Raw genomic sequence first — 15233 nt, 5'->3', positions numbered from 1 at the left:
CCTGAATAATTGTACAATATAAAACGATTGAATAACAAGTAACCAAAACTACACTAAACGATGGAAGAAAACATTAACAAGCAACAACTATTTATTGGTTCCTGTATAGCACTGGTTGTTACCTCTATGACGTTTGCGATTCGAGCAAAGCTGGAAATGGTCTTTGGCCCAGCAGGAGTTGGCCTTAGTCTTGAACAAATAGGGACAGCTTTCGCCCCCGCGTTTTGGGGTTTTACGCTAGCCATGATATTTGGCGGACCGCTTGTAGATAGTTTAGGTATTAAAAGAATATCCTGGATCGCCTTTGTTACCCACGCTATTGGTATCACCTTAACGATTATGGCGAATGATATGAATTCACTTTTTATAGCAACCCTTTTTGTAGGTATAGGAAACGGAATGGTAGAAGCCGCATTCAACCCCATGATTGCTTCCATGTTTCCGACAAAAAAGACCAAAATGCTCAACCGTTTCCATGTATGGTTCCCTGGCGGAATTGTAATTGGCTCTATTTTAGGATGGCTCGTAATGGATGTAATGGGCTTAAGTTGGCAGATAATGGTTGGCTTGCTTTACATTCCAGTTATAATCTATGGCCTGATTTTTTGGGGCAAAAAATTTCCCGTTACCGAAAGGGTACAAATGGGGGGTTCTTTTGGGAATATGGTAAGAAACCTTGGAAAGCCTTTATTTATTTTTATGGTTGTTTGTATGCTTATGACGGCAGCCTCAGAGCTAGGAACTACCCAAAGAATAGAGTCGCTCCTACACAATTCTGTGGCTTACCCGCTGCTAGTATTGGCCTTTATTAATGGCATAATGGCACTCGGCCGCGCCTTTGCTGGGCAGGTGATACATAAACTACAACCCGCTGGAATGCTTTTATTCTCAGCAATTTTTACATTTATCGGCCTCTGGTTGCTTACCATTACCAGTGGCGGTTTTACCTTTGCTGCAGCTGCTGTATTTGCTATAGGCGTAACATTTTTCTGGCCTACTATGATTGGTTTTGTGGCCGAATACCTGCCAGAAACCGGTGCTTTGGGACTATCTATTATGGGTGGTGCAGGAATGCTTTCCGTTTCTTTGGTTTTGCCTATTATGGGCCGATTGATGGATACCGCAAACGCTACCGAAGCGCTGCGCACCATGTCTATACTCCCCGCAATTTTAATAATAGCCTTCCTCGGACTTAATATTTATATGAGGAAAAAGTACAAGACTCCGCTGGTACAAAACAATTAATATAGAAACAAAAAACCCGACAGGATTTCAAAAACCTGTCGGGTCTATAATATTTTAAAAGAACTTTATATTACACCACACCCTGTGCCAACATAGCATCTGCTACCTTCACAAAACCTGCAATATTAGCTCCTCTAACATAGTTTATATATCCATCGCCATCTTCACCATGCTCGATACAAGCATTATGAATGCTTTTCATAATCCCTTTTAGTTTATCGTCTACCTCTTCTCTCGTCCAGCTATAACGAAGTGAGTTTTGCGCCATTTCCAATCCGGAAGTAGCAACCCCTCCAGCATTCGAAGCTTTCCCGGGAGCAAATAAAATTTTTGCCTCGTGAAAAACAGTTATCGCGCCTGGCGTACAAGGCATATTAGCCCCTTCACTTACACAAATACAACCGTTATCGACTAAATCCTTGGCATTATCTTTATCCAATTCGTTTTGGGTAGCACATGGCAAAGCAATATCGCATTTAATATGCCATGGCGTTTTTCCATCATAATACTCCGCATCTGGATATTTTTCAAGATATTCTGAAATCCTTCCGCGTTTTACGTTTTTAATATGCATCACGTGCGAAAGTTTTTCTTCATCAATACCATCTTTATCGTAAATGGTTCCTGAAGAATCTGAAAGTGTTACCACTTTTGCCCCTAATTGCGTAGCTTTTTCCGTAGCATATTGCGCTACATTCCCAGAACCTGAAACAGTTACAATTTTACCTTCAAAACTATCTCCTTTACGCTCCAACATATTTTGCGCAAAATAAACGTTCCCATATCCTGTAGCTTCTGGACGGATTAAGGATCCACCCCAAGAAAGACCTTTACCGGTTAAAACCCCTGTAAATTCGTTCTTGATTTTTCGGTACATCCCAAACAGTAATCCAATTTCACGGCTTCCTACCCCTATGTCACCAGCGGGTACATCGGTATTCGGACCGATATGTCTAAAGAGTTCTGACATAAAGCTGTGGCAAAAGCGCATGATCTCATCATCAGATTTTCCTTTCGGGTCAAAATCCGATCCTCCTTTACCGCCTCCCATAGGAAGGGTTGTTAAACTGTTTTTAAAAACTTGCTCGAAAGCCAAGAATTTAAGAATACTCATGTTCACTGTTGGGTGGAAACGAAGTCCACCTTTGTAGGGACCAATCACAGAACTCATTTGAATTCTATAACCTCTATTAACATGGATCTCTCCTTTATCGTCTACCCATGGCACGCGAAACATAATAGCTCGTTCCGGCTCTACCATTCTTAATAATATATTTTTACCATTGTAAATTTCATGCTGGGCAATATATGGAAGTACGGTTTCTGCAACTTCCTGCACTGCTTGAAGAAATTCTGGTTCGTGAGCATTACGAAGTTTAACTTCGTCCATAAATGCTTCTATTTTTTGCTCCATTGCGTTCATAAAAAATGGATTAAGTATTTAATAATTTAAAAGCAAAATTATAACTTTTATTAAAAAATGTAGGTTATTATTTTATTAAATCGTCAATTTCAAACGTTTTCGCTATCCTATTGCTTGCTCAAGATCTTCAATTAGGTCTTTTTCATCCTCAATGCCAACACTTAACCTAATCAATGCATCTACAACCCCCGTCTTTTCCCTTTCTTCTTTTGGAATGGAAGCATGCGTCATACTTGCTGGGTGACCGGCTAAAGACTCTACTCCGCCCAGGGACTCTGCAAGTGTAAAAACCTTCAAATTCTCTACGATACGAATGGCTTCTTGATAATTATTGCCTTTTGTCACAAAAGAAATCATTCCCCCATAACCTTTCATTTGTTTTTTAGCAATTTCATGATTGGGATGAGAATTAAAGCCAGGCCAATATACTTTTTCTATTTTTGGATGGTTTGCCAAGTATTTAGCAACAGCTTCTCCATTTTCGCAATGCCGCTGCATACGAATATGAAGTGTTTTAATCCCCCTAAGCACTAAAAAGCTATCCATTGGCCCTGCAACTGCCCCACTGGCGTTTTGTATAAAATAAAGTTTTTCTGCAAGCTTTTTATCTTTTACTACCAAGGCTCCCATAACCACATCGCTATGCCCACCTAGGTATTTGGTAGCAGAATGCATCACTAAATCAGCACCCAAATCCAATGGTCGCTGCAAATAAGGTGTCGCAAACGTATTGTCTACCCCGAGCAGCAGTTGGTGTTTTTTAGCAATTTTAGAAATAGCTTCTATATCTATAATATTCATCATAGGGTTGGTAGGTGTCTCTACCCAGATGAGTTTTGTATTTTTGTTTATGGCATTCTCCACATTCGAAAGCGATTCCATATTCACGAAATGAAATTTAATCCCGAAGTCCTCGAAAATCTTAGTGAACAAACGGTAACTACCTCCATACAAATCGTTAGTGGATATAACCTCATCGCCAGGCTTCAACAATTTTATAACGGCATCTATCGCTGCGAGTCCGCTAGCGAATGCCAAACCGTAAGCGCCATTTTCAATGCTTGCCAAGCTGTTCTCCAAAGCTGTTCGCGTAGGATTCCCACTTCGGGAATACTCATATCCTTGATGTCCTCCAGGAGTGCTTTGAGCGTAAGTGGATGTTTGGTAAATAGGCGGCATTACGGAACCATATGCTTTATCGGGTTCTTGACCACCATGTATGGTTTTAGTGTTAAAACGTAGTTTGTCTTTACTCATATTATCAGGTGTATTTTTCTTAAAATGAATTTAAAAACACTTCTCTATCAAAAATATCATTTACTTTTGGTGATAGCAAAGAACGTCATACCTTTATTCTTTATTTAACAACTGCACTATGAAGCAATTTTTCACCCTTTTGTTGGGCATCCTATTCCTTTTCATCTCTTGCGATAGCGAAGAGACCTTAAGTTTTGTAAATAAGGATATTCCGACTGAAAACTGTACTGATTGCCCTAAAAACTGTACTGATTGCCCTAAGGTAACTATTCAAATACCACAGGCAGAACCTGCAGTTGAAGCAGCTTCAAAAATTAACGGGACCATTGAAAAATTTGTCATCAATACCCTCAACTATTCCGAAGAAAAAACATCGGACTCCATAACAACTGCCTTATCCATTTTCCGAAGTGATTACACCCAGTTAAAAGAGCGTTTTCCGGAAGATATTATTCCATGGGAAGCTAGCATTAAAGGAAAAGTTTCTTTTGAGAATGAAAACTTTGCCTCTGTTAAAATGGATAGCTATGTTTTTACCGGTGGGGCCCACGGGTATGGCAGTGTAAGTTATTTAAATTTCAACCTTCAAACAGGTGAGGAATTAAGTGCAAAAGACCTCTTGATCGACGAAAAATCTTTTATCGATTTTGCCGAAAAAACCTTTAGGAAACAAGAAAAAATAAGCCCTGAAGCCAATATAAACAGTAGTGGATTTATGTTTGAAAATGATAATTTCCACCTACCCAACAGCATTGGTTTCAACGAGAATGGCATTATTTTAACCTATAATCCTTACGAAATTGCTGCCTATGCAGACGGTCTAACGAAAATTTCGATCCCTTTTGAAGAGGCCAAATCTTTTATAAAACCTAAATGGCTCGAAGTAAAGCAATAATGTACCCTGTATGCAATCCTTCGTGGTAATTATTGAAGGCAATGGCATCGTTTATGGTATTTAAGGTAACCCCAGCACTCGTGGTATAGCTATTAAAATTATCGACTTTATTGTAGTCGTTTTTTATGCGCTCCACATTTTTCATCAACTCTATTTTAAAAGCTTCAAACTCTTTTAAAGAGACAGGCTGGCTTGGGTTTGGAGCAGTTCCCTTTCTGTAATTATTCACAATTTCATCTGAAACATACATATCTTTCCCTGCCAATTTATAACACAGAAGCTGCTGGGTAACCACCAAATGAATTACATTCCAAGCTATGTTATTATTAAATCCTTCCGGGATTTTATTTAATTGTTGTTCGGTTAAGCCTTCCGTTAACCTTAAAACGGCTTCCCTGCTTTTCTGAAGGATCTCCAATTGATACGCTATCATAAATTATTTCTTAATTAGCTGTAAAATTACCAAAATTTACGTGAAAACTGCTTTTATATTATAACTCAAAACAAGGTAATCGTGGTTTGTTATAAAACTGAAACAACAACCATAAAAACTAAGTTAATAACGCTAAATTTGCATTCAAAATTCCTGAAGATGCAAAAAATTTATCACCTAAGCACTTGCGAAACTTGTAAGCGTATTATAAAAGAACTTGAACTCCCTTCCAGTTTTGTTTTTCAAGATATTAAAACGGAAAGCATCACAGCAGCACAACTCGAGGAAATGCAATCAATTTCTGGTTCTTACGAATCTTTATTCAGCAATAGAGCAAGGTTGTATAAAGAACGTGAGCTGAAAAATAAAACCCTTACCGAGGAAGATTATAAAAACCTAATTCTAGAACACTATACATTTCTTAAAAGGCCGGTGATTATTAACAACGATGCCATTTTTATTGGAAATAGTAAGAAAACAGTAGAAAGCGCTAAGAAAGCAATCCATGGATAAACGAATTTTAGCCTTAGTAGCTGCTTTTGGCGCCAGTCTTATCTACGGAATAAACCATACCGTAGCCAAAGATGTAATGCCCAATTACATAGAGCCCTTTGGTTTTATCTTATTGCGCGTTACAGGGGCAGCAGCACTATTTTGGCTCATTAGCGTTTGGGGTCCTAAAGAAAAAATAGATACTAAGGACTGGCCTAGGCTTATTAGTTGCTCTGTTTTTGGTATGGTTATAAACATGCTGTCTTTCTTTAAAGGGTTAAGCCTATCTACTCCTATAAATAGCTCGGTAATTGTTACCATTACGCCCATAATTGTATTCATCCTTTCGGCGATTTTAATTAAGGAGCGAATTACTTTTATACGGACTTTTGGGGTGTTACTAGGCTTCGCAGGAGCTTTGGGCTTGGTACTTTTTGGTCAAGAAATGCAACAGAATGCGCCAAATATCGCTTTGGGAAATATCCTTTTTATTGTAAATGCAACATCCTACGGTATTTATCTAGTATTGGTAAAACCTTTGGTGGCCAAATACCATTCTTTTACCATAATGAAATGGGTATTCCTTATTGCAATCGTAATAAATTTCCCATTTACCATTTCAGAATTTAAAGCAGTACAATGGACTACACTCCCTTTTGATGCCATATGGAGAATGGCCTTTGTAGTAATTGGAACCACATTTTCCACCTACCTATTGAATATTTATGCCCTTAAACAACTAAAAGCATCTACCATAGGCGCCTTTGTTTACCTACAGCCCTTAATAGGAATTCTATATGCGGTTGTTGTTGGGGCAGACAAGCTTAATTTTATTAGGGTTACTGCTGCCGGCCTTGTTTTCTTGGGAGTGTATTTGGTGACAAAGACAAAAAAAGAACCAAAAATAAGCACTGAAGGAAATAGCAGTAATTAATTTTTAAGCGTTCATAATCGATGGTTATTCCAAAAAGTGATACTGAATGCCAGAGGTTCTAACTCAGGCATCTCGAAATCTACACCTGTACTTTTATTGCTGTAAATCTACCGGCTTTTTAGCGAACTTACGGGTATCTTCTTTGGTTAGCGTACGAAAATCTTTTGCCCGCTCAATCTTATCGAACAACTCTGAAGCCTCTTCAGGCAAACCAATAAGCTTTCTCGAGCCAAGATCAATCCATGCCCCCATTATTTCGCAATGAGCAACATTTCTTCCTTTATAATCGTAGTAATTGTGGTGAAATTCAAAAAACATCCCATCTTCACTAAGTCCCTTTAATTCTAAAGAAACACGTACCGGTTTTCCGGAGAAAACTTCCTTAAAATAATAAATATGCTCGTAAAATACTACCGGCCCTATATTGAGCTTTGCCAACAAACGTTGATCGAAACCATTTTCCACCAAAAAAGACATTCGAGTATGCGCGGCAAACTCCACATAAGCTTTATTTGCCAAATGCCTGTTAGCATCGAGATCGTTCCAACGTATTTCAAATTCTTTTGTGTACATATTTCTGTAGTTTTGTTATTTTTAAGCTATCTGTTAAAACAAATTTACAAACTAATATTATGCACGCATAATATTTAACGTATTTACCGAATTACCACCTTATATGCCAATACTAACATCTTCCTACAATCCGCTCTTGCTATTTAAAAATGGTCACTTTTCTACCATTTATTCCGGAAAAATAAGAAAGGTTCATGGTGTTGAACAGGAGCGGCAAACCATAACTACTCCCGACGATGACTTTTTGGATATCGATTGGAGCTACTCCAAGAACAAAAGCAATAAATTGACCGTAATTCTTCATGGACTTGAAGGAAATGCACAAAGACCTTACGTTACAGGAAGCGCCAAAATTTTCAATAAAAACAATTACGATGTAGCTTCCCTCAATTACCGGGGCTGCAGCGGTAGCCAGAACAAAAAGTTTAGATCTTACCATTCTGGAGACTCTCAAGAACTCGCTTGGTTGGTAAAGTATTTAATTGAAAACTTCCCCTATACAGAAATTGTACTGAAAGGTTTTAGCCTTGGTGCCAATGTAATTTTGAAATATTTGGGAGAAGAAGAAGTTCCAAATAAAATTAAAGCAGCCATAGCGGTATCGGCCCCATGCGATCTGCACGGCTCCATGCTAGAAATTCATAAAACAAAAAATTACCTGTATGCCTTACGGTTCAAAAAATCGCTCCTTCAAAAATTAAAACACAAACAGGAACAATTTCCGGATAAAATCTCCAATAGCGATTTAAAAAATATTATCACCCTAAAAGATTTTGATGATTTCTACACCTCCCAAGCCCACGGATTTAAAAATGCATTGGACTATTATGAAAAAAGCAGTTCGCTTCAGGTATTAGAATCAATAAAAGTCCCTACCCTAATTTTAAACGCAGCTAACGACTCCTTTTTATCTAAAAGCTGCTACCCATATAAGCAGGCCGAAGAAAACAACTCTCTATTTCTAGAGGTTCCAAAATACGGTGGTCACGTTGGTTTTTATGATGCAAACAATACTTATTACAATGAGAAAAGGGCGATCGAATTTTTAAATTCTGTTTTCTAGCAAAGCCTAAAAAACCATTCTATCACTCCAAGGCAGAAATGCGTTACAAATATAATTTTATAGATTTTCAGTCCGCTAAAAGCGTAATAAATACTTATATTAGCGGTATAAATTATAAAACTTTAAAGATGAAATTATACGGTACTATAGCCAGCTGTTTATTAGCCTTGGCCATTGTAAGTTGTGGTGATGGAAAAAAGGAAAAGAAAGAAGAAAAATTTCAATACCAGACCAACACCCCTGAAAAATCGAGCAAAGAAGAAGAAACCGCAGCAACTCCAGTCGATATGGACAACGAAGGAGTTGGACCTGTTAGCGGAATGGAATTACCTGCGGAGATAGATGAGGAAATGGTGGCTAAAGGAAAAGAAATTTTCAATACTAAATGTACTGCTTGCCACGTCATAGACAAAAGACTTATCGGGCCGGCTTTAAAAGATGTTTTAGATAGAAGAAATCCTTCTTGGGTAATGAATATGATTATCAATCCAGATAAGATGCTAAAAGAAGACCCAATTGCCATTGCATTGATGAAGGAATACAACAATGCCATTATGTTAAACCAGAATGTAAAAGAAGACGAAGCGCGAGCTATTGTTGAATACATTAGAAGCGTTAAATAAATCATCCTACCATATTATATGAAACGACATCAGCTTTTTTTATTGGCCTTATCAGTTCTTTTTATCCATTGTAAAAACCAAGAAAAAAAAGATAGTGAGCCAGTAGAACAAGTTGATGCCGCTATTGAATTAAACTGGCAACAACTTTTTAACGGCAACGATTTAAGCGATTGGATCCCTAAAATTTCAAAACACGAGGTAGGCGAAAATTACGCCAATACTTTTTCAGTAAAAAATGGAAACATTACCGTAAACTACGACGGCTACAACGATGTTTTCGACCGCCAATACGGACATCTGTTCTATAACAAACCGTTTTCAGCTTATTTCTTGGCCATAGAATATCGTTTTGTCGATAACCAAATAGCCGATGGTGAAGGCTGGGCTTGGCGAAATAGTGGCGCTATGCTGCATGGGCAAGATCCGCAAACTATGTTAAAAGATCAGGATTTTCCCATTTCCATCGAGGGTCAGTTTCTTGGCGGAAAGCTAGATTCCCAAGAACAGCGCTCCACTTTAAACCTTTGTACGCCTGGCACCAATGTAATTTATAAAGATTCCCTATTTACCCCTCATTGCACCAATTCCTCTTCCAAAACCTATCGTGGCGACCAATGGGTACGTGGCACCTTTTTAGTTTTGAAAGATTCTGTAGTAAAACATATCTTAGAAGGCGAAACAGTGCTGGAGTATTACAATCCAACCATTGGTGGGGAAGGAGTTGCTAATTTCGATCCGAAAGTAAAACAAGACGGAAAACCACTAACAGAAGGCTATATTTCAATTCAAAGTGAAAGTCACCCTGTGGAGTTTAGAAAAGTAGAAATTATTGATTTAGCCCCAATCTACGACAATAAAGAAAAACTAGAAGCTACAATTGAGGCTATATTAAAGCAGGAAAAGGAAATGTAATTAATATACCTTATACTCGTTACTTCCTTCTACCAAAAATTCTAAGCAAGAATAGAAACAGATTAATAAAATCCAAATAAAGGGTAAGCGCTCCCATAATGGCTTCTTTTTGGTCTTCTTCGGTACCTTCGTTCCCAATTATATTCAGCCGCTTAATCTTTTGGGTATCATAAGCTGTTAAAGCAACAAAAATTAACACGCCGGCATAGGTAACAATCCAATACAACATTTCATTTTGAAAGAATAAATTTACTATCGAAGCAATAATCAAACCGATAAGCCCCATAAATGCAATATTCCCTACCGACGTCAAGTCTGTTTTGGTATAATATCCATAAATACTCATAGCACCAAAAGTCCCAGCGGTTATGTAGAATGTTGTAGCTATAGATTCTGCTGTAAACGCTAAAAATATAACCGAAAAAGTCAATCCGTTTAGCGCAGCATATCCTAAAAATAAAGCAATAGCAGTATTAGCGCTCAACTTGTTGATAGCCGCACTTAAATAAGCTACTGCCAAAAACTCTACAATTAAGAGCCCATAAAAATAGAGACGGTTGCTAAAAATTACATTTACAATTTCTTCTGTATTCGCTACCCAAGCAGCTATAATACCAGTTAAAATTAAAGCGCCAGACATCCAACCATAAACTTTGGTCATAAACCTGCCTTGCTCGACCTTGATTTGCTCTTGTGATAAATTTTCAACATTCATAGTAAATAGTTTAGATTGCTAATTAAATTCTTTCTTTCCTAAAAAGCAAAAAAATCCTCACCGAAGTGAGGATTAACCATGAATGTAATATGTATAATTTAAAAATGACTATTGCCACCCTCCACCTAGTGCTTGGTAAAGGGTAACCACGGCATTTAGCTTTACATATTTATTTTCAACAAGGAGCAACTCCGAGTTAAGTTCGTTTTCTTGAGCTGTTAGCACTTCTAAATAGTTTGCCAATCCTTGTTTTAATAATTCTTTAGAAAATTCGGTTGCTTTATTGTAGGCTTCGTATTCCCTTTCTCGTACTTCAATTTTTTCTGAAGCCGCATCGTACCTATACAAAGCATCTGAAACCTCACGGCCAGCCACCAACAATGCTTTTTTGTAATTGAGTAACGCCTGCTCCTGCTGTGCTTGAGAAACTTCATATTGAGTTCTAATCCTTCTCCCGTTTAAAACTGGTTGCATAAGACCTCCAATTAGGGTATTAAAAATAGAACTCGCATCCAACCAATTATCGAATTGCAAACTTTGAAATCCGGCTGTTGCGCTCAAGGTTACGGAAGGGTAAAAACTGCTTCTCGCCACGTTAGTAAGCTCAAAGGCATTTCTAAGATTGTATTCTGCCGCCGCTACATCGGGACGATTTTGCAATAAGAGATAAGGAACACCTACCACCAAATCGGAAGTAAGCTCCTGTTCTTCCAAGCTGGTTCTTTCTACCGCTTGTGGAGGCTGAGCCAACAAAATGGAAAACGTATTCTCCAATAATTTAATCTCATTCTCCAAATCGATTTTAATGGCTTGTGCGTTATAAAGTTGAGCCGCCGTTTGCTGTACTGCCACTTCTGTGAGCATTCCAGCATTTTTTAATGCTTTTGCTGTTTCCAAACTTTGTGCCCTGGTGGTAATGGTTTCTTCGGTTACCCTCAATTGCTCATCCAACGACAATAATTGGTAATAGGCAGAAGCTACAGAAGCTACCAACTCGGTTTTAACCGCTTTATGGGCTTCAATACTCTGCAGGTAAGTGGCTTCAAAAGCACGTTTATCGCTTCTTATTTTCCCCCAGATATCTGCTTCCCACGAAAGGTTCGCACTTAGGTTGTACTGCTCAATGGGTTCACTGAAAATACTTCCAAATTGACTGTTTTCTGAATTTACCTGACGGGTTACGTCGGCATTAATGCCCAAGGTAGGATAATTCCCTGCCTTACCCTGCTTTAAGTAAGCTTCCGCAGCTAAAATTTGCTGAACCGCAATTCTTATATCCAAATTATTAGCCAAAGCGGTATCGATATGCCGTTCCAAAATAGGATCTTGAAACAACGCCCGCCAAGAAACCATCCCGATAGAGGTACTGTCTGTGGTAATTTTATCGGTTCTATATAAATCATCTGTTTCTACTTCCGGCCTTTCATAATTTTTAGCTACAAAGCAAGATTGTAACATTAGAGGAACACAAATAATTAATACTATACTATGTTTATTTAAATTCATCATGCTACTCTGCGCTATTATCTTGTTCAACTTTAGGCTCTGGAGCTCCGGTAATTCTTTCCTGCAGCCATTGGAATACAACAAACAAAACAGGTATTACAAAAACCCCTAAAACTGTACCGATAAGCATTCCTCCTGCCGCTCCAGTACCTATGGAATTATTACCTTCTGCACCCACTCCATTTGCCAACACCAATGGCATTAAACCGAGTATAAACGCAAAGGAAGTCATTAAAATAGGACGCAAACGAACCCGTGCCCCTTCTATGGCAGCTTCCAGTAAGGGCACTCCTTGTCTCCTTCGTTGTAAGGCAAATTCCACAATAAGAATGGCATTTTTTGCCAACAGCCCCACTAACATTATAAGGGCAATTTGGAAATATATGTTATTCTGCAATCCGGCAAATTTAGTGGTTATAAAGGCCCCCATAACCCCAATAGGTAAAGATAAAAGGATGGCAAATGGTAGGATATAACTCTCGTATTGTGCCGATAAAAAGAAGTATACAAAAAGAATACTCAAAGCAAAAATAAGTCCAGATTGACCTGTAGAGGCAATTTCCTCCCTTGTTAAGCCGGAATAAGCTATCTCATAATTATTCGGCAAGGTTTCCCCTGCAACTTTATTAATGGTGCTAATGGCATCCCCAGAACTAAACCCAGGAGCAGCAGAACCGTTAATGGTTACCGCATTGAACAAGTTAAACCGATTTACCGACTGCGGACCGTACACTCTTTTTAAAGTTACGAAAGAGGAAACGGGTGCCATTTCCCCATCGGCATTTCTTACGTAAATACTGTTCAAACTACTTATTTCTGACCTATCCTCTGGTTCCGACTGCACAAACACCCGATATTGCTTACCAAACCTACTAAAATCTGCCGCATAAAACCCTCCTATATAACCTTGGAGCGTAGAAATAATATCGTTTACGGAAATTCCAGCTTCCTTGGCTTTGGCAATGTTTATATCCATTTCCAACTGTGGGAAGTTGGTATTAAAAGAATTATTGGCAAAACCTATTTCCGGATTTTGCATTAAAGCACTGGCGAAATCACCGGCAACCTTATCCAAATCCTTTAAGGAATGTGCTGCACGATCTAATAACTGCACTTCAAACCCTTCCGAAGAACCAAAACCAGGAATACTCGGTGGTTGGAAAAATATCAATTTTGCATCGCTTAATCCAGCCGTTTTTTGGTATAATTGAGCGGTAATCCCCTCTACGGAAGTCGCATCTGTTGTTCTTTCTTCCCAGTCTTCTAAAATGATAAACCCAAGCGCATAGGAGCTTCCGGCACCAGAAAAGAAATTACTACCGGAAATTAAGGAAGCCGTTCTAATACCATCAATATCTTCAATTATATCGTATAGCTCTTCCGTGGTATTGAATGTTCTATCAAGGGAAGATCCTGGAGGTAATTCCACATTTACAAAAATAACCCCTCTATCTTCCGTAGGCACAAAACCGGTTGGCGTTGTGTTACTGGCCCAGAAGATTCCAGCGATGGCGGCTACCAGAATAATTCCAGTAATCCATTTGTGTTTCAGTAAAAAACCAAGGGATTTCGTATATCGATGTGTCGTTGCTTCAAAACCTGCATTAAAGGCAGCATAGAAACGTTGAATAAAGCTTTTCTTTTTCTCCCTATCTTCTTCCTTATGCGGTTTCAAAAAGATAGCACATAGGGCAGGACTTAAAGTAAGTGCGTTTACTGCGGAAATTAATATCGCAATTATCAGTGTTACCCCAAACTGTTCGTAAAAAACCCCTGAAGGCCCTTGAATGAAGGTGATTGGGATAAATACCGCTGCCATTACCAGAGTAATCGAAATAATCGCTCCACTGATTTCACTCATGGCAGAAATGGAGGCCTTCCTCGCATTGTCGTACCCCCCTTCCAATTTGGCATGTACGGCTTCTACCACCACAATGGCATCATCTACCACAATACCAATAGCGAGGATAAGTGCGAAAAGCGTTAGTAAGTTAAGCGAGTACCCCAACAGTTGCAGAAAAAAGAAGGTTCCTATAATGGCTACCGGTACTGCAATGGCAGGTATTAAAGTTGATTTTACATCTTGAAGGAAGACAAAAACAACCAAAAACACCAAAAGGAATGCTTCGATAAGAGTATGCTTTACCTTATCGATAGAAGCGGTAAGAAATTTATTGGTGTCGTAATTCACCAAATACTCAACGCCGCTTGGAAAATCTTTTTCCAACTTATCCAGCTTGCCATAAATTTCGTTTATGATTTCCTGCGCATTCGACCCCGGTGTTTGAAATACCCCAAAGTTAATCCCTGGATATCCTTTCGACCTCGATAAAGAAGCATAGGAAAACGCATCCAATTCTACTTTGGCAACATCTTTAAGGCGTAAATACTTTCCATTGCCTAAAGATTTTATAATGATACTATTATATTCCTCAGGTGTTTTAAAGCGCCCTTTATATTTGATAACATATTCAAAAGATTTTCCAGAATTCTGCCCTATAGAACCTGCTGCAGCCTCTAAACTTTGTTCGTTGATGGCTCCAATAACATCGTTACTGGTTAAGGAATAGTTGGCCATTTTATCGGGATCTATCCAAACCCGCATGGAATATTCTTTGGCCCCAAATACATTCACGGCACCCACACCCTTAATACGCAAAATCTCTGGGCGAACATTGATATTTAAATAATTCTGAAGAAAAACATCATCATAATCTTTGTTGGTAGAATAGAGCGCTACATACATCAAAGCGGAATTCTCCTGCTTCTGTGTAATTACCCCGGCACGAATTACTTCGGAAGGCAAAACAGCATTCGCACGCGCCACCCTGTTTTGAACGTTTACAGCCGCAATATCGGGATCGTATCCTTGTTCAAAATAAACAGTAATAGATGCGCTACCATCGTTACTGGCGGTGGAAGTGATGTAGGTCATCCCCTCTACCCCATTGATTTGTTCTTCAATGGGCACAATTACACTTTCTAAGATTGTTTCTGCATTGGCACCAGGATAAGATGCTGTTACCTGTACCGTTGGTGGGGCGATATCTGGATATTGTGTTACCGGAAGCGTGAGTACCCCCAGCACCCCTATAACGGTAATTACAATAGATATTACGGTAGATAATACCGGCCTTTCTATAAATACTTTTAACATACTAT

14 protein-coding genes are annotated in these 15233 nt (G+C 38.7%); 7 read left to right on the top strand and 7 right to left on the bottom strand.

Features of this window, described 5'->3' with window-relative positions; all coding sequences use genetic code 11:
- Positions 1-60: 60 nt before the first annotated feature.
- Positions 61-1245 (top strand): MFS transporter, encoded by a 1185-nt coding sequence (locus HX109_RS07185; RefSeq protein WP_178950629.1) that lies wholly within the window; start codon positions 61-63, stop codon positions 1243-1245.
- Between the two features lie 70 nt (positions 1246-1315).
- On the opposite strand, the gene gdhA is transcribed toward HX109_RS07185, so the two are convergent.
- The gene (gene gdhA / locus HX109_RS07180) at positions 1316-2659 is read right to left on the bottom strand and encodes an NADP-specific glutamate dehydrogenase (protein ID WP_178954102.1); all 1344 of its coding nucleotides are present in this window, start codon (positions 2657-2659) and stop codon (positions 1316-1318) included.
- A 111-nt stretch (positions 2660-2770) separates the two neighbouring features.
- Positions 2771-3925 carry a cystathionine gamma-synthase gene (locus HX109_RS07175; protein WP_178950627.1) on the bottom strand — a complete coding sequence of 385 codons (1155 nt, stop codon included), beginning with the start codon at positions 3923-3925 and terminating at the stop codon, positions 2771-2773.
- 118 nt (positions 3926-4043) lie between these two features.
- Here HX109_RS07175 and HX109_RS07170 point away from each other — a divergent pair, with 118 nt between their 5' ends.
- Positions 4044-4820 (top strand): DUF3298 and DUF4163 domain-containing protein, encoded by a 777-nt coding sequence (locus tag HX109_RS07170; protein ID WP_178950625.1) that lies wholly within the window; start codon positions 4044-4046, stop codon positions 4818-4820.
- Here HX109_RS07170 and HX109_RS07165 read toward each other — a convergent pair.
- Positions 4795-5253, bottom strand: coding sequence for a DinB family protein (locus HX109_RS07165; RefSeq protein WP_178950623.1), 459 nt, complete (start codon positions 5251-5253; stop codon positions 4795-4797). The genes HX109_RS07170 and HX109_RS07165 overlap by 26 nt on opposite strands.
- 159 nt (positions 5254-5412) lie before the next feature.
- Here HX109_RS07165 and HX109_RS07160 point away from each other — a divergent pair, with 159 nt between their 5' ends.
- Positions 5413-5766 carry an arsenate reductase family protein gene (locus tag HX109_RS07160; RefSeq protein WP_178950621.1) on the top strand — a complete coding sequence of 118 codons (354 nt, stop codon included), beginning with the start codon at positions 5413-5415 and terminating at the stop codon, positions 5764-5766.
- Positions 5759-6679, top strand: a complete 921-nt coding sequence (locus HX109_RS07155) for a DMT family transporter (RefSeq protein ID WP_178950619.1) — start codon at positions 5759-5761, stop codon at positions 6677-6679. The genes HX109_RS07160 and HX109_RS07155 overlap by 8 nt, the downstream gene beginning before the upstream one ends.
- Positions 6680-6772: 93 nt before the next feature.
- On the opposite strand, the gene HX109_RS07150 is transcribed toward HX109_RS07155, so the two are convergent.
- The gene (locus HX109_RS07150; RefSeq protein WP_178950617.1) at positions 6773-7252 is read right to left on the bottom strand and encodes an acyl-CoA thioesterase; all 480 of its coding nucleotides are present in this window, start codon (positions 7250-7252) and stop codon (positions 6773-6775) included.
- A 103-nt stretch (positions 7253-7355) separates the two neighbouring features.
- Here HX109_RS07150 and HX109_RS07145 point away from each other — a divergent pair, with 103 nt between their 5' ends.
- The 3 genes from HX109_RS07145 (at position 7356) to HX109_RS07135 (ending at position 9850) form a co-directional block, all read left to right on the top strand.
- On the top strand, positions 7356-8315 hold the full coding sequence (locus HX109_RS07145) for a YheT family hydrolase (protein WP_178950615.1): 960 nt from the start codon (positions 7356-7358) through the stop codon (positions 8313-8315).
- A gap of 128 nt (positions 8316-8443) precedes the next feature.
- Positions 8444-8938 (top strand): c-type cytochrome, encoded by a 495-nt coding sequence (locus HX109_RS07140; protein WP_178950613.1) that lies wholly within the window; start codon positions 8444-8446, stop codon positions 8936-8938.
- Positions 8939-8956: 18 nt separating this feature from the next.
- A complete protein-coding gene (locus tag HX109_RS07135) occupies positions 8957-9850 on the top strand; it encodes a DUF1080 domain-containing protein (RefSeq protein WP_178950611.1) in 894 nt (297 codons plus the stop codon).
- Positions 9851-9869: 19 nt separating this feature from the next.
- On the opposite strand, the gene HX109_RS07130 is transcribed toward HX109_RS07135, so the two are convergent.
- From HX109_RS07130 to HX109_RS07120, 3 genes are all read right to left on the bottom strand, one after another.
- A complete protein-coding gene (locus HX109_RS07130) occupies positions 9870-10565 on the bottom strand; it encodes a Bax inhibitor-1/YccA family protein (RefSeq protein ID WP_178950610.1) in 696 nt (231 codons plus the stop codon).
- Positions 10566-10673: 108 nt separating this feature from the next.
- Positions 10674-12023: an efflux transporter outer membrane subunit gene (locus tag HX109_RS07125; RefSeq protein WP_255462822.1), complete on the bottom strand. Its 1350-nt coding sequence runs from the start codon at positions 12021-12023 to the stop codon at positions 10674-10676.
- Between the two features lie 52 nt (positions 12024-12075).
- Positions 12076-15228: an efflux RND transporter permease subunit gene (locus HX109_RS07120; RefSeq protein ID WP_178950608.1), complete on the bottom strand. Its 3153-nt coding sequence runs from the start codon at positions 15226-15228 to the stop codon at positions 12076-12078.
- Positions 15229-15233 lie beyond the last annotated feature (5 nt).

The organism is Galbibacter sp. BG1 (assembly GCF_013391805.1).
Classification (GTDB): domain Bacteria; phylum Bacteroidota; class Bacteroidia; order Flavobacteriales; family Flavobacteriaceae; genus Galbibacter.
The sequence above is the reverse complement of the archived record's forward strand: the minus strand, read 5'-3'. Positions and strand labels throughout refer to the sequence as shown.

What these genes read in the sequence shown, in the direction of transcription:
- HX109_RS07185 (WP_178950629.1), top strand. Translation starts at nt 61, where the DNA reads ATGGAAGAAAACATTAACAAGCAACAACTATTTATTGGTTCCTGTATA.
- gdhA (WP_178954102.1), bottom strand. Translation starts at nt 2,659, where the DNA reads ATGGAGCAAAAAATAGAAGCATTTATGGACGAAGTTAAACTTCGTAAT.
- HX109_RS07175 (WP_178950627.1), bottom strand. Translation starts at nt 3,925, where the DNA reads ATGAGTAAAGACAAACTACGTTTTAACACTAAAACCATACATGGTGGT.
- HX109_RS07170 (WP_178950625.1), top strand. Translation starts at nt 4,044, where the DNA reads ATGAAGCAATTTTTCACCCTTTTGTTGGGCATCCTATTCCTTTTCATC.
- HX109_RS07165 (WP_178950623.1), bottom strand. Translation starts at nt 5,253, where the DNA reads ATGATAGCGTATCAATTGGAGATCCTTCAGAAAAGCAGGGAAGCCGTT.
- HX109_RS07160 (WP_178950621.1), top strand. Translation starts at nt 5,413, where the DNA reads ATGCAAAAAATTTATCACCTAAGCACTTGCGAAACTTGTAAGCGTATT.
- HX109_RS07155 (WP_178950619.1), top strand. Translation starts at nt 5,759, where the DNA reads ATGGATAAACGAATTTTAGCCTTAGTAGCTGCTTTTGGCGCCAGTCTT.
- HX109_RS07150 (WP_178950617.1), bottom strand. Translation starts at nt 7,252, where the DNA reads ATGTACACAAAAGAATTTGAAATACGTTGGAACGATCTCGATGCTAAC.
- HX109_RS07145 (WP_178950615.1), top strand. Translation starts at nt 7,356, where the DNA reads ATGCCAATACTAACATCTTCCTACAATCCGCTCTTGCTATTTAAAAAT.
- HX109_RS07140 (WP_178950613.1), top strand. Translation starts at nt 8,444, where the DNA reads ATGAAATTATACGGTACTATAGCCAGCTGTTTATTAGCCTTGGCCATT.
- HX109_RS07135 (WP_178950611.1), top strand. Translation starts at nt 8,957, where the DNA reads ATGAAACGACATCAGCTTTTTTTATTGGCCTTATCAGTTCTTTTTATC.
- HX109_RS07130 (WP_178950610.1), bottom strand. Translation starts at nt 10,565, where the DNA reads ATGAATGTTGAAAATTTATCACAAGAGCAAATCAAGGTCGAGCAAGGC.
- HX109_RS07125 (WP_255462822.1), bottom strand. Translation starts at nt 12,023, where the DNA reads ATGTTACAATCTTGCTTTGTAGCTAAAAATTATGAAAGGCCGGAAGTA.
- HX109_RS07120 (WP_178950608.1), bottom strand. Translation starts at nt 15,228, where the DNA reads ATGTTAAAAGTATTTATAGAAAGGCCGGTATTATCTACCGTAATATCT.